Source organism: Halomonas sp. McH1-25, assembly GCF_022348165.1.
In the GTDB taxonomy this organism is placed as follows: domain Bacteria; phylum Pseudomonadota; class Gammaproteobacteria; order Pseudomonadales; family Halomonadaceae; genus Modicisalibacter.
The window spans coordinates 1-19,861 of sequence record NZ_JAKRFI010000009.1 but is presented as its reverse complement, the minus strand read 5'-3'; the positions used below and the strand labels follow the sequence as shown (position 1 = coordinate 19,861).

At 62.3% G+C, this 19,861-nt stretch carries 20 protein-coding genes, 3 tRNA genes and 1 pseudogene; 6 read left to right on the top strand and 18 right to left on the bottom strand.

Annotated elements, in window-relative coordinates; genetic code table 11:
* Positions 1-39 precede the first annotated feature (39 nt).
* The 10 genes from MHM84_RS18495 to MHM84_RS18450 all read right to left on the bottom strand — a co-directional run bounded on the left by MHM84_RS18495 (position 40) and on the right by MHM84_RS18450 (position 7,375).
* Positions 40-438, bottom strand: coding sequence for a hypothetical protein (locus MHM84_RS18495; protein ID WP_239268024.1), 399 nt, complete (start codon positions 436-438; stop codon positions 40-42).
* Positions 435-1,844: a replicative DNA helicase gene (dnaB, locus tag MHM84_RS18490; RefSeq protein WP_239268022.1), complete on the bottom strand. Its 1,410-nt coding sequence runs from the start codon at positions 1,842-1,844 to the stop codon at positions 435-437. The genes MHM84_RS18495 and dnaB overlap by 4 nt, the downstream gene beginning before the upstream one ends.
* Positions 1,834-2,724 (bottom strand): ParA family protein, encoded by an 891-nt coding sequence (locus MHM84_RS18485; protein WP_239268020.1) that lies wholly within the window; start codon positions 2,722-2,724, stop codon positions 1,834-1,836. Before MHM84_RS18485 ends, dnaB begins: the two co-directional genes overlap by 11 nt.
* A 59-nt stretch (positions 2,725-2,783) precedes the next feature.
* Positions 2,784-2,859: transfer RNA gene (locus tag MHM84_RS18480), tRNA-Thr, on the bottom strand.
* A gap of 20 nt (positions 2,860-2,879) precedes the next feature.
* Positions 2,880-2,954 (bottom strand) — tRNA-Gln (locus MHM84_RS18475).
* A 6-nt stretch (positions 2,955-2,960) separates the two neighbouring features.
* Positions 2,961-3,036 (bottom strand) — tRNA-Phe (locus tag MHM84_RS18470).
* A 104-nt stretch (positions 3,037-3,140) separates the two neighbouring features.
* Entirely contained in the window at positions 3,141-3,413 is a 273-nt protein-coding gene (locus tag MHM84_RS18465) for an oxidative damage protection protein (RefSeq protein ID WP_239268018.1), read from the bottom strand.
* Positions 3,410-4,510, bottom strand: a complete 1,101-nt coding sequence (gene mutY, locus MHM84_RS18460; protein ID WP_239268016.1) for an A/G-specific adenine glycosylase — start codon at positions 4,508-4,510, stop codon at positions 3,410-3,412. Before mutY ends, MHM84_RS18465 begins: the two co-directional genes overlap by 4 nt.
* 106 nt (positions 4,511-4,616) lie before the next feature.
* Complete coding sequence (locus MHM84_RS18455) at positions 4,617-6,926, bottom strand: AsmA family protein (RefSeq protein WP_239268014.1); 2,310 nt, start codon at positions 6,924-6,926, stop codon at positions 4,617-4,619.
* Positions 6,923-7,375: an acetyl-CoA sensor PanZ family protein gene (locus MHM84_RS18450; RefSeq protein ID WP_239268012.1), complete on the bottom strand. Its 453-nt coding sequence runs from the start codon at positions 7,373-7,375 to the stop codon at positions 6,923-6,925. Before MHM84_RS18450 ends, MHM84_RS18455 begins: the two co-directional genes overlap by 4 nt.
* A 201-nt stretch (positions 7,376-7,576) precedes the next feature.
* On the opposite strand from MHM84_RS18450, the gene hisB reads away from it, so the two are divergent.
* From hisB to hisF, 4 genes are all read left to right on the top strand, one after another.
* A complete protein-coding gene (gene hisB, locus MHM84_RS18445) occupies positions 7,577-8,170 on the top strand; it encodes an imidazoleglycerol-phosphate dehydratase HisB (protein ID WP_239268331.1) in 594 nt (197 codons plus the stop codon).
* A 22-nt stretch (positions 8,171-8,192) separates the two neighbouring features.
* Positions 8,193-8,834, top strand: coding sequence for an imidazole glycerol phosphate synthase subunit HisH (gene hisH / locus MHM84_RS18440; protein WP_239268010.1), 642 nt, complete (start codon positions 8,193-8,195; stop codon positions 8,832-8,834).
* 102 nt (positions 8,835-8,936) lie between these two features.
* Entirely contained in the window at positions 8,937-9,704 is a 768-nt protein-coding gene (hisA, locus tag MHM84_RS18435; RefSeq protein WP_239268008.1) for a 1-(5-phosphoribosyl)-5-[(5-phosphoribosylamino)methylideneamino]imidazole-4-carboxamide isomerase, read from the top strand.
* A gap of 2 nt (positions 9,705-9,706) precedes the next feature.
* Positions 9,707-10,480: an imidazole glycerol phosphate synthase subunit HisF gene (gene hisF, locus MHM84_RS18430; RefSeq protein WP_239268006.1), complete on the top strand. Its 774-nt coding sequence runs from the start codon at positions 9,707-9,709 to the stop codon at positions 10,478-10,480.
* 11 nt (positions 10,481-10,491) lie between these two features.
* Here the strand turns inward: hisF and MHM84_RS18425 are convergent, their stop codons facing one another.
* A complete protein-coding gene (locus MHM84_RS18425) occupies positions 10,492-11,091 on the bottom strand; it encodes a YjaG family protein (RefSeq protein WP_239268004.1) in 600 nt (199 codons plus the stop codon).
* A 25-nt stretch (positions 11,092-11,116) separates the two neighbouring features.
* Positions 11,117-11,413, bottom strand: a complete 297-nt coding sequence (locus MHM84_RS18420; RefSeq protein ID WP_239268002.1) for an MGMT family protein — start codon at positions 11,411-11,413, stop codon at positions 11,117-11,119.
* 91 nt (positions 11,414-11,504) lie between these two features.
* On the opposite strand from MHM84_RS18420, the gene MHM84_RS18415 reads away from it, so the two are divergent.
* Positions 11,505-12,200 (top strand): type 1 glutamine amidotransferase, encoded by a 696-nt coding sequence (locus tag MHM84_RS18415; RefSeq protein ID WP_239268001.1) that lies wholly within the window; start codon positions 11,505-11,507, stop codon positions 12,198-12,200.
* Positions 12,201-12,203: 3 nt separating this feature from the next.
* Here the strand turns inward: MHM84_RS18415 and mnmH are convergent, their stop codons facing one another.
* The 6 genes and pseudogenes from mnmH to MHM84_RS18385 all read right to left on the bottom strand — a co-directional run bounded on the left by mnmH (position 12,204) and on the right by MHM84_RS18385 (position 18,510).
* Positions 12,204-13,295 (bottom strand): tRNA 2-selenouridine(34) synthase MnmH, encoded by a 1,092-nt coding sequence (mnmH, locus tag MHM84_RS18410; RefSeq protein WP_239268000.1) that lies wholly within the window; start codon positions 13,293-13,295, stop codon positions 12,204-12,206.
* Positions 13,292-14,329 carry a selenide, water dikinase SelD gene (selD, locus tag MHM84_RS18405; RefSeq protein ID WP_239267999.1) on the bottom strand — a complete coding sequence of 346 codons (1,038 nt, stop codon included), beginning with the start codon at positions 14,327-14,329 and terminating at the stop codon, positions 13,292-13,294. The genes mnmH and selD overlap by 4 nt, the downstream gene beginning before the upstream one ends.
* A gap of 55 nt (positions 14,330-14,384) precedes the next feature.
* Entirely contained in the window at positions 14,385-15,758 is a 1,374-nt protein-coding gene (radA, locus tag MHM84_RS18400) for a DNA repair protein RadA (protein WP_239267998.1), read from the bottom strand.
* A 114-nt stretch (positions 15,759-15,872) separates the two neighbouring features.
* Positions 15,873-16,328, bottom strand: a complete 456-nt coding sequence (locus tag MHM84_RS18395) for a copper resistance protein NlpE N-terminal domain-containing protein (RefSeq protein WP_239267997.1) — start codon at positions 16,326-16,328, stop codon at positions 15,873-15,875.
* 103 nt (positions 16,329-16,431) lie between these two features.
* Positions 16,432-17,530, bottom strand: a pseudogene (locus tag MHM84_RS18390) (alkene reductase).
* A gap of 92 nt (positions 17,531-17,622) precedes the next feature.
* Positions 17,623-18,510, bottom strand: coding sequence for an AEC family transporter (locus MHM84_RS18385; protein WP_239267996.1), 888 nt, complete (start codon positions 18,508-18,510; stop codon positions 17,623-17,625).
* Between the two features lie 111 nt (positions 18,511-18,621).
* On the opposite strand from MHM84_RS18385, the gene hisC reads away from it, so the two are divergent.
* Positions 18,622-19,677 (top strand): histidinol-phosphate transaminase, encoded by a 1,056-nt coding sequence (gene hisC / locus MHM84_RS18380; protein ID WP_239267994.1) that lies wholly within the window; start codon positions 18,622-18,624, stop codon positions 19,675-19,677.
* The last annotated feature ends 184 nt before the right edge of the window (positions 19,678-19,861 follow it).

Sequence of the window (19,861 nt, the reverse complement as noted above, 5' to 3'; positions counted from 1 at the left end):
CCCCCAATCCGAGTTCACGCATTAATAGGGTAGTGAAGATCATGGCCCACCCTCCCTGGCCTCTCCCTGCTCTGTGGAGCCGGTCTGGTTCAGCGTATGTACCTGGGTAGAAACGGCATGGGCTAGAAATCGCTCCATTGCAGATATGTCGAGACTGCCATCCCGTGATAAGAAGTCACTTAGGGAGTAATAGAGATAGTCGTCGGGATCCTCTGCAGGAACGAGGTACTCGCTACGAACGCACCAGTCACCGGGCTCAAGCTCCCCATAAAGACAGCCTGAGCCGGCTGCATTCAGAGTCGCTTTGTCCATACGAACTAAATCGAAGCCCAGCGAGACGGGATAGCCGTCGAGGTAACAAACTGGCACGTACCGTCTACCGGTATTCTTCTTTTCCCAATAGAAATGCACTTCGACACTCAGTGCGCAGAAATTCATACCCGACCTCCCTCATGGTGCTTCCATGCCAGCGGCTCGAATCGAGTGCTTGCTCCAAGAAAGGCCAGATGAGCCGTACCAGTTGGGCCGTTGCGCTGCTTACCGATTATCAGTTCAGCCAAGCCTTTGTTATCTGGAGCATCGGGGTTATAGACCTCATCTCGATAGACGAAGCCGATGACATCCGCGTCCTGCTCGATCGCGCCGGAATCGCGAAGATCGGCGAGCCCAGGACGCTTGTTTGGCCGGCTCTCTAGGCTTCGATTGAGCTGAGCTAGCGCAATGACGGGGCAGTTCAGCTCCTTGGCCATGGCCTTGAGGATGCGCGAGATCGCCGATATCTCGTTGTTGCGATTCTCGCAGCCAGGCTCTTCAAGGAGCTGAAGGTAGTCGATAAGAATGAGTACTGGCTTGCCGTGACGACGCATCATCCGGCGGGCCCGGGATTTTAGTGAGGTTGCCGAGATGCCGCTGGAATCGTCGATGAAGAGACGATCCTCAAAGCCCAGGATGTTGTTGGTCGCCGCAGTTAACTTCTCCCAGTCGCCGTCCTCCAGCTTACCGGAGCGAAGTCTGCTCATATCGAGCCGCCCCATACTGGCCATCAGGCGCAACATCAGCTGCTCTTGAGGCATTTCCAAAGAGAAGACAAACACTGGCGCGCTAGCCATCTCGCAGCGTCCCGCTGTAGCAATCAGCGCATTCTCGACTAAGTTCATACCAAACGTGGTCTTGCCCATGGAGGGGCGGCCGGCAATGACGATGAGATCCGAGTCTTGCCAGCCGCCAGTTAGGGCATCTAGATCTTTATAGCCAGTAGGTGTCCCTGTTATCCCATCCTTTGCATTGAATGCGCGGTCGATCGTCTCGATCGCCGACGATAGCGCCCCATGAATACCGGTCCATCGGCTATGGCGTTCTTCGGCCAGCTCGAACAGTTGGCGTTCGGTGGCCTCGATCAGTGCCTTGCTCGGCTGCTTGCCTTCCAATGCACGCTGGCTGAGCTCGCGGCCCACGGTAGCCAACTGACGGCGACGTTGATGCTCTAGCACGATGTCAGCGTAGGCAACGACATTGATTGCCGATGGCGTGTTACGTGCGATTTCAGCCAGATAGGCCAGACCACCGATAGTTTCAAGATGCCCGTCCCGCTCTAGTAGCTCGGAGATCGTCACTACGTCCAGCGGCTTATTGTCACGAGCAAGCTCGTCCATGGCCTTAAAAATGCGCCGATGCGGATAGCAGTAGAATGAGTCGGTACCGATGATCTCGCAGATGTCATCCCACTTGCTGTTATCCAGCATCAATGCACCTATTGTGGACTGCTCCGCCTCGATACTATGTGGCGGTACTAATCCCATAATCTCGGCGTTGGTCGGCGTCTGACTTTTGGCCTCAATGGACATGGCCCACCCCCAGCCTGCCGGTTCCGGGCTCATCGTTTGGGCGAATCGCGCCCACGGCACAAATGGCCTCGGCCCACTCGGGATAGAGATCGGCGGCGACGGCTTTTATCTGGTCAGCACAGGATGGGGCCTTGCGACCCGAGGGTTTACGCGGCTCGACGCGATGTACTGGCAAGCTTTTCAAAGCTGCTGAGCGGTACGCTGATAGATTGACCAAAGGCGTATCGAGGACACGGATGCCCTGATCTTCAACATCAGAGTACATGCTGCGGATGCTGTCCGAGATTTCGCGAGCATCACGCAGTTGGTCGGTCATCTTGTTGAGTAAGATGGAAACCGGCGGCACTTCGAAGCGGGTATACCGAGCAAGCTCACGAAGCTCATTGAGCATACCCTGCGTACCACGCACGAACTCACGGGCAGTCAGCAATTCGGGAACGATGGGTGAGACTAGATGATCGGCGGCAAGAACGGCCATCTCGAGCAGAATCGAGCGGGCACCCTGGGTATCGATAAGGATGGCGTCATAGCGATCGGCAAAGCGATCCAACAGGCCGATTAGGCGGAAGCGACCGTTCGGTGCATTGAGCAACAGCTGCTGTAGCTGATTCCGATAGTCATTGGATACGATGATATCGAGATTGGGGATGGATGTGCGGGAAATGATCTGATCGAGTTCGACCAATTCGGTAGCGAGCAGCTCGTACACCCCGCCAGGGGCCGGCTGTGAAAGATCATAATACGAGGAAAGCGTGGGCTGGGAATCCAGGTCGATGAGGAGAACTCGGAAGCCTGCATCGGCCAGGAGGCCGCCCAGATTGGCGGTTGCGGTGGTTTTACCCACGCCGCCCTTGGAACAAACCGTAGCAGAAACACGCATGAAACTGCACCTCACTCATTAGTAAATGAAGCGAGTGCAGAGTTTTCACGCCTTAGCTATGGTGCCGACACCAGGAGTCGAACCCGGGACCTACTGATTACAAGTCAGTTGCTCTACCAACTGAGCTATGTCGGCATAGCATAGAGACGTTGGCGTGGCTGGGGTACCAGGATTCGAACCTGGGAATGCCGATACCAAAAACCGGTGCCTTACCACTTGGCGATACCCCAGCAGTGTGGTGGCCAGAGACGGAATCGAACCGCCGACACGGGGATTTTCAATCCCCTGCTCTACCAACTGAGCTATCTGGCCGCTGCCAACGGGGACATATTTAAACGCAAAGCTTCGCGACGGTCAAGCCTTTTTATTTCAAAAAGATGGCGAGTCTGGCTCACTCCTCGCCGACCGTCGGAACGTCACGCTTTGGGCGGCACGTACCCCTCGGCCTGATCGGTATCGCGGTTGTCCAGGAAGCGTTCCATCTGCTCCATGAGGTATTCGCGCGCCTGCGGATCGAGCAGGTTGAGGTGCTTCTCGTTGATCAGGCGCGTCTGGTGGGCCTGCCACTCTTCCCAGGCTTGCCGGGATACGGTGCGCTGGATCTCGAGACCTGTCTCGCCGGGTAGCGGCGGGAACGGCAGTGCCTCGAGCTCTTGCTGGTACTTGCGGCAAAAAACGGTCTGGCTCATGGCGTGTCCTCTTCGGCGTGGGTGGGCAGTTGCTGCAGTTTCTCCAACAGCGACTTGACCGGTGCGGCCAGCCCGATGCTGACAGGTGTATGCGGGTTATACCAGAGCCGGCCCGACTCGGTCACGGCACCGGCCGAACGCGCCAGCGTCACTGGCTGCGGCAGAATGGTCAGGCGAAAGTGGCTGAAGGTATGCGTAAACGCCTGCCAGGGCGTTTCCCGGTGCGCACCGGGAGCATGACTATCGAGCCAGGCCTGCAACGCCCTGTCGTCGTCGAACTGCGGGAAGCACCACAGCCCACCCCAGATCCCGCTGGGTGGCCGCTGCTCGAGAAGGAACCCACCCTGGCCGTCGCTCAGCAGCAGCATGATAGTGCTGCGCTCTGGCAACGTTTTCTTGGGCTTGGATTCGGGGAAGCGCCGCTCGTCGCCCCGTGCATGGGCGACACAGACGTCCTCGAAGGGGCACAGTAGGCAGCTCGGCTTGCCGCGCGTGCATAGCGTGGCGCCCAGATCCATCATGGCCTGAGTGTAGTCAGGCAGGCGGCGATCCGGTGTGTAATGTTCGGCGAGTCGCCACAGTTCGCGTTCCACCGGCGTCCTTCCGGGCCAACCCTCGACCGCGTGCAACCGCGCCAGCACCCGCTTGACGTTGCCATCGAGAATCACCGCACGCTGACCGGTACTGATGCTGATGATGGCACCCGCCGTGGAGCGTCCGATGCCCGGCAGCGCCGCCATGGCCTCGAGACTGTGCACGGGAAATTGGCCGCCATGCTCCGCGACGACCACCTGGGCGGCACGATGCAGATTGCGGGCACGGGCGTAGTAGCCCAGGCCGGTCCACAAATGCAGTACCTCGTCCTGCTCGGCAGCCGCCAGGTCTTCGACGCGGGGAAACCGGGCCATGAAGCGCTCGTAGTAGGGAATGACGGTGGTCACCTGCGTCTGCTGCAGCATGATCTCCGAGATCCAGATCCGGTATGGCGTCTTGTCGTACTGCCAGGGCAGCGTCTTGCGGCCGTAGCGGTCGAACCATTCGAACAGGCGTAGCTGGAAAGCGTCGGGTGTCAGATCGATGGGATGTGCTTGCGTCATGGTTCCGGGCATAAAAAAGCGCCGATGGGGGAATCGGCGCAGGACTGGCTTGTCGAGGTGCCGCTACCGTGCCCCGCCGGGGCGACGGCGACACGGCACCGGTTGCTCATTCGAATAGACCGCGGATCGCGTTGCGAAGTTCCTGGTTTTTCTCCTCGCCGAGACGCTCCTCGATCTTCTCGCTGATCTTTTCGGCGGCCTTCCGCTTGACCTCGTCCCGAGCCAGGCTGGTCAATGCCTTCTCGAAAGCATCGCGGTCGAAGCGGCACCACTGGTTGGGCTCGCCATCCAGGCTGCCTTCGCAGTGCACCGGCAGCGGCACGCGCTCCAGGCGTGGATTGACGTTACAGGCGGCATCGGCGGTATCCACGAAGCGAGCCCGTGCATCATAGACGAAGCGCTCCGTGGGCAGGTTGAGTTCGCCTTCGCCAGTGAGCTCGATGCCGGGAATCGCGATATGCAGATCCTCGTTGTGCACCACACCGTTGGTCACGGCGAGATTGCCGTCGAGGCGATCGAAACGCGTATCCGGGCTCCACTCACGACTCGTCGTTTCCCCTTCGAGCATCGCGACCGCCGTGCACAACTCCTGGGACACGTTGACGTCGAATATCGCGCCATCGGCAATACGGAACGTCGCCTGACCGTTGAGGTTGCGCTCGAGCGTATCGAGGCTGTTGGTTCGCGAGGTGAATTCGCCGTTCAGATTGAGGCGGCCACGCAGGGGCGAAGGCTCGCCACTGAAGTCCTCGACCAGCGGCACGACCTGGACGTTCTCCAGACGCGGCGCGAATGCCCAGCGAATCGGCGTCTCGCGCACGTTCAGGCTGGCCGTCGTGTTGAGCGTGCCGTCGTAGAGTCTGGCCGTGAACGATTCCAGACGATGGGCGCCCTGTTCGCCTGCCAGCTTCAGCGACGGCGACAACAGAGTGACTCCCTTGGCCTTGACCTCGTCGAAGGCCAGTTGGCCATTCACGGACAGGCCGCGTAGCAGATCCACCGGCACCAGCTCATCGGCGGCCTCCTGGGCATAGGCTGGCTCGATAGCGAGCCCGTTTAGCCAAGCCGTCTCTTCACCTGCCACGCCCTCTTCCTCGCTGACCGGCGGCAAATAGGCGTCAAGATCGAGGCGATCGCCCTGCAGGTCGAAAGTGAGCGATTGTCCGTCGAGCCCCGCTCCCAACCGCCCGGTCAGGGTGGTTTCGTCGACCACGAGAGTCAGGCCGGTCAGGGTGACCTGGTCCAGATTGCCCTTGAGCGGGCTGGTAAGGGCGATCTCGCTCAACGCCTCGTCATTGGCGGTGTCGAGTTCGACACCGAACCGCTCCAGCCAAGGACGCAACGACAGCGGCGCGAGGTTGACCTGGCCGGTGTAGCTGGGCGCGGTCATCAGATCGGACAAAGACAAAGTGCCGGAGAGCTTGAGGTTCTTGCCACTGGTCAGCAGGAGATCATGAATCTGTGCTGTGCCCTGCTGCGTATTGGCCTCGGCGGCAAACGTCAAGGTCGCTGGCAACGCCTCTTCTCCCAGAGAAGGATGCTCGAAGCTGGCCGTAACCTCGCCCTCATCGAGCTGGAAATGGCCATTCGCCAGTTCAGCGACCACTCGACCGGCCTCGAGCGATAGCGTCTGCTCGCGCTCCTGAAGCTCGGCCAGTTGGGTCAGGGTCTTTACGTTCAGGTCCTGAAGCGTATAACGGTTTTCCTCGAGGTCGAGGCGCACCTTGCTCTGCAGCGAGACGTCGCTGGTCAGGCTCGGCGAGACGCTGTCGACCACGAAGCTGGCCTTGAGCGGAAAGGCCTTGGCCGGGTTGACATTGGTCCCGGTCAGCGCCAGGTCGCGTAGCGTGATGTCCAGGTCGCTTCGTGCGTCGGCGTAGCGAATGCGGCTGTTCTCGACTTGCACCCGGGCTATGTCCAGCGCGATGCCTGTCTCTTCCTGAACGTCGCTGGCTGGCGCCGCTGAAGCGCCCTGCCCGCCAGCGTCCTGGGTTGCCGTATCGCCGAGCTGCTCGAGTAGCGCTTCCCAGTTGCCCCGGCCCTGCGCGTCACGCTCCAGATCGAGCTGCATGCCGTCGAGAATCAGCCCATCGATGGCGACATCCCCGGACAGCAGCGGCGCAAAAGCCATGCTCACCTCGGCCCGCTCGATGGCGGCAAACGCGGTCTCGTCATGGGGCTGGCGCGGCAGCCAGGCGCGCGCGTCTTCTACGCTGACCCCCAGGCGCGGATAGAACGACCAGTTCAAGGGACCATCCAAAGCCAGCTCCAACCCACTCTGCTGACGAACGGCATCGATCAGGCGAGGCTTGAGATCGTTGGGGTCGAAAAAGGTGGTGATGTACACCACCGCGCCGACCACGACCACGCCCAATACACCGATAATAGCCAGTAGAGCTCGCACCAGCCCTCTCATTGGCATCCTCCTGACGCTAAGGGGTTGAGTTCGAAATAACAGCCGCTCGCCTCGAGCCGATACCCAAGACGCACCAGCAACAACTGATCCTCGAGATACAACTGCGAGGCCTCGATACGTAGTACGGCGCCCTGATCATGGGCCGTTTCGGCGATCAGAATCAGCAGTCGCGAGCCCACGCCGCGTCGCCGAGTGGCCTTGCGTACGCAAAAATGCGACAGCCACCAAGCGTCGACCTGCTTGGTGACGCTGACGGCCGCCAGCAGACGGTCATTGAACAGGGCGCAGCAAAAGACACCGCCATATTCGAGATGTTCACGCACGAAGGCATCGGGCGCTCGCGGCAGGCGCTCTGCCGGTGCGTCGTGATAGATGCGTGACAGGTCCGTGCGAACCTGCTCATCGACCGTCCAGCGGGTGTGATCGACTTCCTCTAGCGTTACCGGCATGCATCGTCTCCCGTGACGGAACGACAATGCCGCCGCTCCCGTTCTTGTGCCCGCATTGTAGCGGATGGGCGTAGCGATTCTCTATAATGGCAAGCCCGGTTGACGCCGCATGTGCTAGCAATGTGCGTTGGCCACCATGCATCCGGTGCCGCCACCGGAATCAGAGCCCGTAGGGAGAAAGCTCGGATGGACAGCCCGACGATACCCGAGCGTGTCGCCACGGTGTCACGCGACACCTCCGAAACCCAGATCACGGTGACCGTGAACCTTGACGGCACTGGCCGCTTCAAGGCCGAGACCGGTGTACCTTTCCTGGATCACATGCTCGATCAGATCGCACGCCATGGCCTGATCGACCTCGACATCGTCGCCAAGGGCGACCTGCACATCGATGACCATCACACCGTCGAGGATCTCGGCATCACCCTGGGACAGGCCTTCGACCGGGCGATCGGCGACAAGCGCGGCATTCGTCGCTATGGTCATGCCTATGTGCCGCTGGATGAAGCGCTGTCCCGCGTGGTCATCGACTTCTCCGGTCGTCCGGGCCTGTTCATGGACGTCGAGTTCACCCGCGCTGCCATCGGCCGGCTGGATACCCAGCTGTTCTGGGAATTCTTCCAGGGCTTCGTCAATCACGCCCGGGTGACGCTGCACGTCGACAACCTCAAGGGCTTCAATGCCCACCACCAGGCCGAGACCATATTCAAGGCCTTCGGCCGTGCCCTGCGCATGGCGGTGGAGCCGGATCCACGCATGGCCGGGCAGATGCCTTCCACCAAGGGCTGCCTTTGATCATCAACCGCGAGGAGCGAGCATGACGATTGCCGTCATTGATTATGGCATGGGGAATCTCCATTCGGTGGCCAAGGCCCTCGAGCATGTCACCCACGAACACGTGGTGATTACCCGTGACCCCCGCAGCATTCGCGGGGCGACCCGCCTGGTCCTGCCGGGCCAGGGCGCCATGCGCGATTGCATGGGCGAGCTCCAGCGCACCGAACTGCGGGGATTGGTTCAGGAGCTGTTGGCCTCCCAGTCGAAACCGTTGCTGGGCATCTGTGTCGGTCAGCAGATGCTGATGGAGCGCAGCGAGGAGAATGGCGGCATCGAGTGCCTAGGCTTTCTGCCCGGCCAGGTACGCCATTTTGGCCCGGATCTGCGCGACGATGAAGGCCGGCGGCTCAAGGTTCCGCACATGGGCTGGAACCAGGTCACCCAGCGCCACGCGCACCCGCTCTGGGAGGGCATCGAGGACGGCGCGCGCTTCTACTTCGTGCATAGCTATTACGTCGAGGCTGCGCGCGACGAGGATATCTTCGGCACCACGCAGTACGGTGGCGTCGAGGCGCATGTGGCGACCGGGCGCGATGCCGTCTTCGCGATCCAGTTCCACCCCGAGAAGAGCGCCGACGCCGGGCTGCGGTTGCTGGAGAACTTCGTCAACTGGGCTCCTTGAGCGCGTCAGAAAACCTCTGTCCGCGAGGATGGATTGCCTTCCGATTCGCCACTACGTTTCATCGCGCGCTGGTGCCTTCCGGTGCGCTCACGAGGACATGACATGCTGGTTATTCCCGCCATCGATCTCAAGGACGGTCAATGCGTCCGCCTCAAGCAGGGGCGCATGGATGACGCCACTAGCTACGGCGACGACCCGGTGGCCATGGCCGCGCGCTGGGTCGAAACCGGCGCACGGCGCCTACACCTGGTGGACCTCAACGGCGCGTTCGAGGGCAAGCCGGTCAATGGCCAGGCGGTCACCGCCATCGCCCGCGCCTACCCTGACCTGCCGATCCAGATCGGCGGTGGCATTCGCTCTGCCGAGACTATCGAGCATTACCTGAATGCCGGGGTCTCCTACGTGATCATCGGCACCCAGGCGGTCAAGGATCCGGCATTCGTCACCGAGATGTGCCGGCTGTTCGAAGGTCATGTCATCGTCGGCCTGGATGCCCGCGACGGTTTCGTGGCCACCGATGGCTGGGCCGAGGTATCGACCCTCAAGGCCACCGAACTGGCCAAGCGTTTCGCCAACGACGGCGTCTCGTCGATCGTCTACACCGACATCGCCCGCGACGGCATGATGCAGGGCGTCAACATCGACGCTACCGTGGAGCTTGCGCGTGAAGGCGGCCTGCCGGTGATCGCCTCCGGCGGAGTCACCAATCTCGACGACATTCGCGGCCTGGCGCGCGTCGCCGATCAGGGCATCCTCGGCGCCATCACCGGTCGCGCCATCTACGAGGGGTCGCTCGACGTCGCCGCCGCGCAGCGGCTGTGCGACGAGATGGGCAACGAGCCCGACGCCAACGCAACTCGGAAGAATTGATCATGGGCCTGGCCAAACGCATCATTCCCTGTCTCGACGTCGACGCCGGCCGTGTGGTCAAGGGCGTCAACTTCGTCGGCATCCGCGATGCCGGCGATCCGGTGGAGATCGCCAAGCGCTACAACCAGCAGGGCGCCGACGAGATCACCTTTCTGGACATCACCGCCAGCCACGAAGACCGCGACACCACCGTGGAGATGGTCGAACGCATCGCCGGCGAGGTGTTCATTCCGCTGACCGTGGGCGGCGGCATACGCACCTGCGAAGACATTCGCACGATGCTCAACGCCGGCGCCGACAAGGTCTCGATCAATACCGCCGCGGTGACCAACCCCGACTTCGTGCGCGAAGCCGCCGAGCGCTTCGGCAGCCAGTGCATCGTGGTCGCCATCGATGCCAAGCGCGTATCCGGGGAAGGCGAAACGCCGCGCTGGGAAATCTTCACCCATGGCGGACGCAAGCCTACCGGACTCGATGCCGTGGAATGGGCCCGCAAGATGGTGGACTACGGTGCCGGTGAACTGCTGCTGACCAGCATGGACCGCGATGGCACCAAGGCCGGTTTCGATCTGGGCGTGACCCGGGCCATTTCCGATGCCGTCGTCGTTCCGGTGATTGCCTCGGGCGGGGTCGGCAACCTCGACCACCTGGTAGAGGGCGTGACGAAGGGCGCCGCCGATGCCGTACTCGCCGCGAGCATCTTTCACTTCGGCGAGTACACGATTCCCGATGCCAAGCGCTACATGGCCGAACATGGCATCGAAATGCGCCTGTAGCGCCAGGGCGGTCAGTCGAGACTCAGGCCCAGATTGCTGACGCCACCATTGCGGCCGAAACGCCGCAATGACTTGAGAGCCTCGCGTCCCAGCTCGTCCTCGACCTGCTCGAGCACGGCCAGTTGAAAGTCGAACTCGTCGTCCATGAGCGGGTGCTGGCGAATGCGCTCTGCGTTGCGATCGGCATCGTCCTCGTCGCTGCCTTCGGTCATCTCGATGAAGGCTTGCACCCCATTACGCGACACTTGGCTGACTTCCTGAGGCGCTTCCTCCGCGTCGCCCTGCAGGGCATCGAGTAGTGCCGACAGGGCGACTACGCTTTCCACGGCGCGCCGGGCGCCGAAGCTGTCGTCATCCGCCGGCGGCTCGAGCTCCGCCAGTTTTTCGGCCTGGCGGGCGAAGTCGATACGCGCCTCGCGCACCAGCAGGCTCTCCCAGACCAGATCGAGCACGACGCGTAGACCGTGGGGGTCGCCTTGTCCGGTCATCTGGGCATAAAGCATGTAATTGGGCAGCAGGCGCTCGCACAGCGCCGCCATGAAGGCCAGTCGTTGGCGCTTGCCAAGACGTCCTAGCCGAGCCTTGAATCCTGTCGCGGGTGACGGGCTCATATCGGTTTCCTTGGTTACGTTCATGTCAGGGCCACAACAGTTCGGCATCGATGCGCCCTCGCGCATCGAAGACCACCCCTTCTGCCCGCAGTCGCTCGCGTTGACGTACCGCACCGTCATGCTCGGTGACCTTGAGACTGGCATTGACGACCCGGTGCCAGGGCAAGCCATGCCCATCGGGCAACTGCCCCATGGCACGCCCGACCATGCGAGCCGTAGCGCCATCGGTCATTTTCGCTATACGGCCGTAGGTCGTCACGCGTCCCTCGGGAATACGCGACACGATGGTATAGATCTGCTCCAGCAATTCACTCCGGGACATGCCCCACCTCACCAGAAGCCTTTACAAAATCCGGCTCGCCGGCCATCCAGTACTGGACGCTGCCGCCGAGCTTAACCATCATGACGTCATCATGCATATCTACTTTCTACAGCACGCTGCCTATGATGGCCCCGCCCGCCTGGCCGATTGGCTCACCGGGATGGGACACAGCCACAATACCTGTCACCTGTATGCTGGCGAAGTACCGCCACGGCTCGAGGATTGCGACGGATTGATCCTACTCGACGGTCCGCAGGAACTCGACGACACCGAACGTCATCCCTGGCTGCGCCGCGAGAAGAAACTGGTCAACCGCGCCCTGAAAAGCGGCAAGCCGATCCTGGGGATCGGCTTCGGGGCCCGCCTGATCGCCGCCGGCCTGGGTGCCGTCGTGTCGCGGGGCACCTATGCCGAGACCGGCTGGCATACCGTGACGCTGGCACCGGACAGTCCTTTCGACCTGCCCGAGCACTTCGAGGCCTTCCATTGGCACCGGGACATCTTCGGCCTGCCCGACGATGCGCTACCGCTGGGGGCCAGCTCGGCCAGTCCGGTGCAGGGCTTCGCCTGGGACCGCGGCCGCGTGGTCGGCTTGCAGTGCCGCCTGGAGGCGACCCACAGCAGCGTCGAGTCGCTGCTCAGCCATGCGCCGACAGACCTGGAACACCAGCAGGGGCCCTACGTCCAGAGCCGCGAGGAAATCCTGGCCGACCCTCGGCGTTTCGACCAACTCGCTGCGCTGCTCGACCGTGTCATGCTGCGCTGGCTGGCAAGCCCCGTGGGGTGAAGGTCAGCCCGGCTGGCGATCCTGCCAGTCGCGAGCGAACGCCAGGCAACTTTCCCAGTCGCCGACGTACAAGAATGCCTTGTGCTGTTTTTCGAGCTGGTAGCGATACATCGGGTCGTAGTACTCAGTGAGCAGCGGCGCCAACCAAGCCTCGTGTGCCTGGGAATTGCCCCGTTCGTGCTCGCGAAACGCCAGCTGCTGAAGGCGCTGCAGGCGCGCCAACCGTGCACCGCCGAGCCTTTTGCGCAACCGGCCCAAGGCGCAGCTCAACTGCTTACGCATCAGCGCCCAGCCCAGCCACTCGCCATATTGGCCGGCATAGATCGTCCACAGGTCCTCGATATAGTCCTTGTGGATGCGCGCCAAGCGCCAATCCAGCGGCATCTCGACGCGAATGCGTGGCGCACGCTCCATCGCCTGCCAGAATGTCAGCGGCACGTTGATATTACCTATGTGGCGCGACTCATCCTCGACCACGCAGGGCCCCGGTATGCTCAGCAGGCGCAACCCCATGGCGTGCTCGAAATCGATCTGCACGGGCGCGGGCAGAGGGTGCCGGCCAAAGGCCGAACCCTTGTGTCGCGCACACGCTTCCAGGTCGAGTCCCGTGTCGAGCTGCTGGATCAACTCGGTCTTGGCGCAGCCGGTCAAGCCGCCCACCACCAGCAAGGGACGTTCGGCGGCGGCATCGATACGCGAGCACAGCGCCTGGCGCATGGCCTTCCAGCCACCGCGGATACGCGGCTGCTCGATGCCGTCGTCGGCCAGCCACTGCTGGACGATCTGCGAACGCAGGCCGCCCCGATAGCAGTAGATGAGCGCATCGGGATGCGCCTCGAGCGCCTGACGCCAGGCGGACAGCCGTGAGCGGCGAATCCCGCCGGAGACCAGCCGTTGCCCCAGGGCGATCGCTGCCCGTTGACCTTCCTGCTTGTAGCAGATGCCCACCTGGCGACGCTCTTCGTCACCCATCAATGGCAGGTTGATGGCGCCAGGCAGCGCCCCTTGGGCAAACTCGACCGGCGCCCGCACATCGATCAACCGCCGTCCCTGGCGGAGCCACTCAAGATCCGGCTCGACCAGAGGTAGTGTCATCCACGCACCTCGATCAGGGCCTCGCCATCGGCCTTGAGACATTCGCCAAAGGGCTTCAGGTCGAGCTCATAGGCTCGTCCGATACGCTCGACATCGTCGGCCCAGGATGGATGCACGGCGAGCAACAGGCCACCGGAGGTCTGCGGATCGCACAACCACTGCCAGTGAGCTTCGTCCATGGCCGGCAATTTACTGCCCAGCGCATTGCGGTTGCGTTCGCTCCCCCCCGGCACGGCACCCTGCCGGCGGTAGGCTTCGGCCTCTGCCAAGCGCGGCAACTGCTTGAAGTCGATGCGTGCCTTGACGCCACTGGCGGCGCACACTTCAGCCAGATGGCCGGCCAGCCCGAAGCCGGTCACGTCGGTCATGGCGTGCACGCCGGATACGCGGGCCAACTCGCTGCCGATGACATTGGGGACCAGCATGGTCTCGCGCGCCAGATCGTGATGACCGATTTCGAGCAGGCCTTTCTTTTCGGCAGTGGTAAGCAACCCGACGCCCAGCGGCTTGGTGAGGTAAAGCAGATCGCCGGGCTGTGCCCCCTTGTTGAGCTTGAGGTAGTCGAGATCGACCAGGCCGTTGACGGACAGACCGAAGATCGGCTCGGGCGCATCGATCGAATGCCCCCCGGCCAGGGCTAGCCCCAGTTCGCGGCATACCGACTGGGCGCCGGCCACCACGTCCCCGGCGATATCGGCGCCGAGCTTGTCGAGTGGCCAACCGAGGATACCCAAGGCCATGACCGGCGTGCCGCCCATGGCGTAGACGTCGCTGATGGCGTTGGTCGCTGCGATGCGGCCGAAGTCGAACGGATCGTCGACGATGGGCATGAAGAAATCGGTCGTCGCGATCATTCCGCGTCCGTCGCCCAGATCGTAGACGGCCGCATCCTCGCGCCCCTGATTGCCCACGATCAGGCGTGCATTGCTGGCCCCGGGGCCGGCCTTGCTGAGAATGCCGTCGAGAACGTCGGGGGCGATCTTGCAGCCGCAACCGGCTCCATGGCTATATTGGGTCAGGCGAATGGCGCTCATCGGTTACCTCCTTGCAAACTGTCATAGCATTCTACCGCAGTAACATACTGCAGCCTCATAGCGCTTCCAGCGCTTCGGCGAGCTTGTCGACGGCGGTCACCTGCATGCCGTCAGGTATCGTCTTGGGCACGTTGGCTTTGGGTACGATGGCCCGGGTGAAGCCATGCTTGGCCGCTTCGACGATGCGCTCCTGGCCACTGGGCACCGGCCGTATCTCACCAGACAAGCCCACTTCGCCGAATACCACCAGTTCACGCGGCAACGAGCGATTCTGCAAGCTCGATACCACTGCCAGCAGTACGGCCAGGTCGGCACTGGTCTCGAGCACCTTGACGCCCCCTACGACGTTGAGGAAGACGTCCTGATCGCCGGTGAACAATCCACCGTGTTTGTGCAGCACCGCCAGCAGCATAGCCAAGCGGTTGCCATCGACCCCCACCGCTACGCGGCGCGGATTGCCGAGGGCGGATTCGTCGACCAGTGCCTGCACCTCGACGAGGATCGGCCGGGTGCCTTCCCAGACCACCATGACCAAACTACCCGGCGCCTGTTCCTCGGCACGCGAGAGGAAGATCGCACTGGGATTCTTCACTTCCTTCATGCCGTGCTCGAGCATGGCGAACACGCCTAGCTCATTGACCGCTCCGAAACGGTTCTTCTGGCCGCGCAGAGTCCGGAACCGCGAATCCGCTCCGCCTTCCAGCAGCAGCGAAGCGTCGATCATGTGCTCCAGTACTTTGGGGCCGGCCAAGGTGCCATCCTTGGTGACATGCCCGACCAACAGCAGCACGGTATTGGACTGTTTGGCGAAACGCGTGAGCGCACTGGCCGACTCGCGCACCTGGGCCACGCCGCCGGGTGCCGAGCTGATGTCCTCCAGATGCATGGTCTGGATGGAGTCGATGATCAGGATTTCCGGCTTCTCGCGTTCGGCGACGCCCAGGATGGTCTCGATGCTGGTTTCGGCGAGCATCTTCAGGCCCTGCACCGGCAGTTGCAGCCGGTGGGCGCGCATCGCCACCTGCGACAGCGATTCCTCCCCGGTCACGTACAGTACGCGGCGCTGTTGGGCCAGCTTGCATGCCACCTGCAACAGCAGCGTCGACTTGCCGGCCCCCGGGTTGCCCCCGAGCAATACGGCGGAGCCAGGCACCAAGCCACCGCCCAGTACACGGTCGAACTCGCCGAACGTCGACGACAATCGGGGCACCTCGGTGAGGTCCACGGCGGACAGGTCGACGACCTCTCGCGATACGATGCCCGCATAACCGCTACGTCCACTGGCGGCAGCGCTTGCTCCCGGGCGCGACGGCGCCAGACGCACCTCGCTCAGCGTGTTCCATTCCCGGCAACTGGCACATTGCCCCTGCCATTTGGTGTACTCGGCGCCACATTCGGTACATACGAAAGCGCTCTTCGCTTTGGCCATCGCGGCTCGGTCTCCCCTACCTCGTTACGCCTATTCTACCAGCCGCGCCATCAGACACAGAAACGCCAGGGGCGGCCCCGAAGGCCGCCCCTGGCATCGATCGAAAAACCCGAATTACTGACGCTGGAGACGCAGCATTTCGCCATTTTCGAAACGACGACGCTGAGGATCGATCAGTTCGAGCGTGTTCTCATCGAGCTTGAGGAAGTAATACACCTGCCCTTCGCCCTGTGGCGTCAACTCGTACACGGTCGCTTCAGGATCGGCAGCCGTGCCGCTGAGAACGTCCCACTGCCCCTGATAGGTTTCAGCGGGCGGGTTCTGCGGATGCTCGCGATAATTCGCATCGAGCGTGAAGGTACGCTCGGGGTCGGCCGATGCCTCGGTTCCCTCTAGAGCCACTTCGATATCGATGCCCGCACAGTTGCGACACGGCAAGGTGCCCTCGTAGACCGCCGCCTGATCTTCGGCGGTCATTGCGTCGGGCGCTTCCCCCTGCTGGGTGCCGGCTGCACAACCGCCCAGCAATGCCAGCAACGCGGAACCGGCCAGCAACGTCCTGATCTGCATATGTCTCCTCCTAACCAATGGGTGCAGGCTGCTCTGTTACAGTCAGCTAGGCTACAGCATAGCGGTAAGCTACGTCCGATGACAGAGCCAACCACACTCCCAATCAGTCCAGCGTCGGATAGTCGGTGTAACCCTCGGCACCACCGCCATAGAAGGTCGCCGGATCAGGCTCGTTGAGCGGTGCCTCGCGGCGGAAACGCTCGACCAGATCGGGGTTGGCAACGTACGGCCGGCCGAAGGCTGCAGCATCGCCCAGCCCCTCCGCGATGAGGCGCTCGGCCCGCCCCGCCGTGTAGTGCCCGCAATAGATGAGCGTCCCATGGAAGCTGTCGCGCAACTGCCTGCGGAAGTCATCCGTCAGTTGCGGCCCTTCACCGGTCCAGTCCGGCTCGTTGATGTGCAGATAGGCGATCTTGCGCAGCGACAGCTGCTCCGCCAGATAGCGCATCATGGCTTCGGGCTCGTCATCCGTCAGGCCGAAAATCTCGATGAACGGCGACAGACGCACGCCCACCCGATCAGCGCCCATTTCCTGGCTGACCGCATCGACGACTTCCAGCAGCAGGCGGGCCCGATTGACGACGTTGCCACCATAACGGTCGGTACGCTTGTTCGAGCCGGTAGCCAGGAACTGCTGCAGCAGATAGGCGTTGGCGGCATGCACCTCGACCATGTCGAATCCGGCCCGCTTGGCGCGCCTGGTGGCCTGGCGGTAGTCATCGATCAGGGCTGGGATCTCGTCGGTCTCCAGCGCACGTGGCGTACTGGTCGGATGTTGCCCGGCAGAGCCGTCGGCAAACTCGACGAAGCATTGCGCCCCTTCACCGCGCAGCGCACTGGGCGCGACCGGCTGCTGGCCGTCGGGCTGGACCATTTCATGGGAAACGCGGCCGACGTGCCAGAGCTGCAGAGCGATGCGACCGCCTTCGCGGTGCACGGCATCGACGACCTTCTGCCAGCCGGCTTGCTGCGCATCGGTGTAGATTCCCCGGCGTGTAGACATAGCCACGCGCCGTCGGGGAAATGTTGGTCGCTTCACTGATGATCAGGCCGGCCCCGGCACGCTGGGCATAATAAGTGGCCTGCAGATCGACCGGGATGCTGTCGGGTGTCCGCGCGCGGGTCAGCGGCGCCATGATCACGCGGTTGGGCAGTTCGAGACGCCCCATGGTCAGTGGTGAAAGCAGTTTGTCGAAAGCCATGCTATCTCCTTGTGCAAGCATTCGGATGGGCAATGCCAAGCAACATGGCGATCGTTAGAAAACTAATCAAGGTCTGCCAGCCATTGTTTCTTTCAACTGCCCCCCATAGAAAAAACGAATCCCAGCACGGCCGGCATTACCAGCAGGCTGCCCAGGTTGCCGATCAGTACCAGCGAGGCGACCTGCTGGGGTTGCTGGCGGTACTGCTCGGCCAACAGGTAATTGAGTACTGCCGGAGGCAATGCAGCGAATACCCAGAGCGATGCCGCCTGAAGCCCCTGTAGATCCAGCCAGTGGATGAGCGGCCAGGCAAGGATCAGCCCGCTCAATGGGCAGGCCACCGCACCCAGTACGCCGATTTTCCAGTCGCTGAAATCGACATCGAGCATGCGTACCCCGAGGGCGAACAGCATCAGCGGAATGCTGACGCCGCCCAGCATGTTCATTGCCTCGAGCAGCCAGCCCGGCAGGGGAATCCCGCCCAGATTGAATACCAGGCCCGCCAGGCTGGCGAAGACGATGGGCATGCGCAGTATTCGCCACACCGGCGTGCGTGGATCGAGCATGTACAGGCCCACCGAAAAGTGCAGCAGCATCTCGATGATGAACAGCACCACCGCGGCGGGCAGGGCCTCTTCGCCAAACGCCAGGACCAGCAGAGGAATCCCCATGTTGCCGGTGTTGTTGAACATCATCGGCGGCAGGAACGTCTTCAGATTCAGGCGCAGCACGTGCGCCAGAGGCCACAGCAACAGGCCCGAACCGAGCACGATGATCACCGCCGCCAAGGCAAGCGAGGCATAATCCTGCAGCGGCGCCTGACGATCGGCCAGTACCGCGAACACCAGCAGCGGCACGAACAACTCCATGTTCAGAGTGTTGAGCCCCCGAATGTCCGGCGTTCGGTAACGTCCGTAGAGCGTTCCGCAACCAGTGATCAGGAACACGGGAAGCAGCGTGGCAAGTATCTTGGCGATCATGACGGAATCCGGGACGGAACAAAGCTAGCAGCCTAACATGGCGGCGCTTGCGCGACCCGGCGGCTCACGTCACCATTGGTATAACGTTCTATCCCACCGATGCGAGACGTCATGAGCAGATTCTGGAGCCCCGAGGTACGCGAGCTGACACCTTACGTCCCCGGTGAGCAGCCCCGCGAGCGGCTGATCAAGCTGAACACCAACGAGAACCCCTATCCACCGGCGCCCGGTGTCGAGCAGGCACTACGCAGCTATCCCGCCGATCATCTACGCCTCTACCCCGACCCCGACGCCACTGCCCTGCGCGACGCCCTGGCCAGGGAATATGGGGTCGACACCGACCAGGTCTTCGTCGGCAACGGCTCAGATGAGGTTCTGGCATTGGCCTTTCAGGCCTTTTTCCGCCAGGACAAGCCGCTGCTCATGCCGAGCATCACCTACAGCTTCTACCCGGTTTACTGCCGCCTGTACGCAATCAAGTCCCGTACACTCGCTCTGGATGATCACTGGCAGGTGCCGCTGGAGGCCATGCACGGCGACAATGGCGGTATCATCTTTGCCAACCCCAACGCCCCGACAGGGCATGGCCATGGTCGCGATGCCATTGCCGGCCTGCTCGAGCGCAACCGTGACAGCGTAGTATTGATCGATGAGGCCTATGTCGACTTCGGCGGCGAGAGCGCCGTACCGCTGGTAGCAAGCTATCCCAACCTGCTGGTGACCGGCACCTTTTCCAAGTCGCGCAGCCTCGCCGGACTGCGCCTGGGTTATGCCATCGGTTCACGCGAGCTGATCGGGGGACTCGAGCGGGTCAAGAACTCGTTCAACTCCTACCCCATCGATAGCCTGGCGATTGCCGCCGGTGTCGCTGCCCTGGAAGACCGGGCACACTTCGATGCCTGCCGGGCGAAGGTCATCGCCACCCGCGAGCGCACCCGGCAGCGCATGGAGAGCCTGGGCTTTACCGTGCTGCCATCGCAGACCAATTTCCTGCTCGTGACGCACCCCGATTTCAACGCCGGAGAGCTATTCACCGGGCTACGCGAACGCGGAATCCTGGTGCGGCATTTCAATACGGAAGCACTGCGGGACTTCATGCGCATTTCCGTCGGCACCGACGATGAGATGGATAGCCTGATCGAGGCACTGGAAGGGCTCTGCCGCTAGGCGGCTATCGGGCATAAATAAAGCCCAGCTCACGCTGGGCTTTTTAGGGTTCCTTCCCGCAAACGAAAAAACCCCAGCCGGTTGGCTGGGGTTTTCGAAAAGATGCCTGACGATGACCTACTCTCGCATGGGGAGACCCCACACTACCATCGGCGCTGAGCGGTTTCACTGCTGAGTTCGGCAT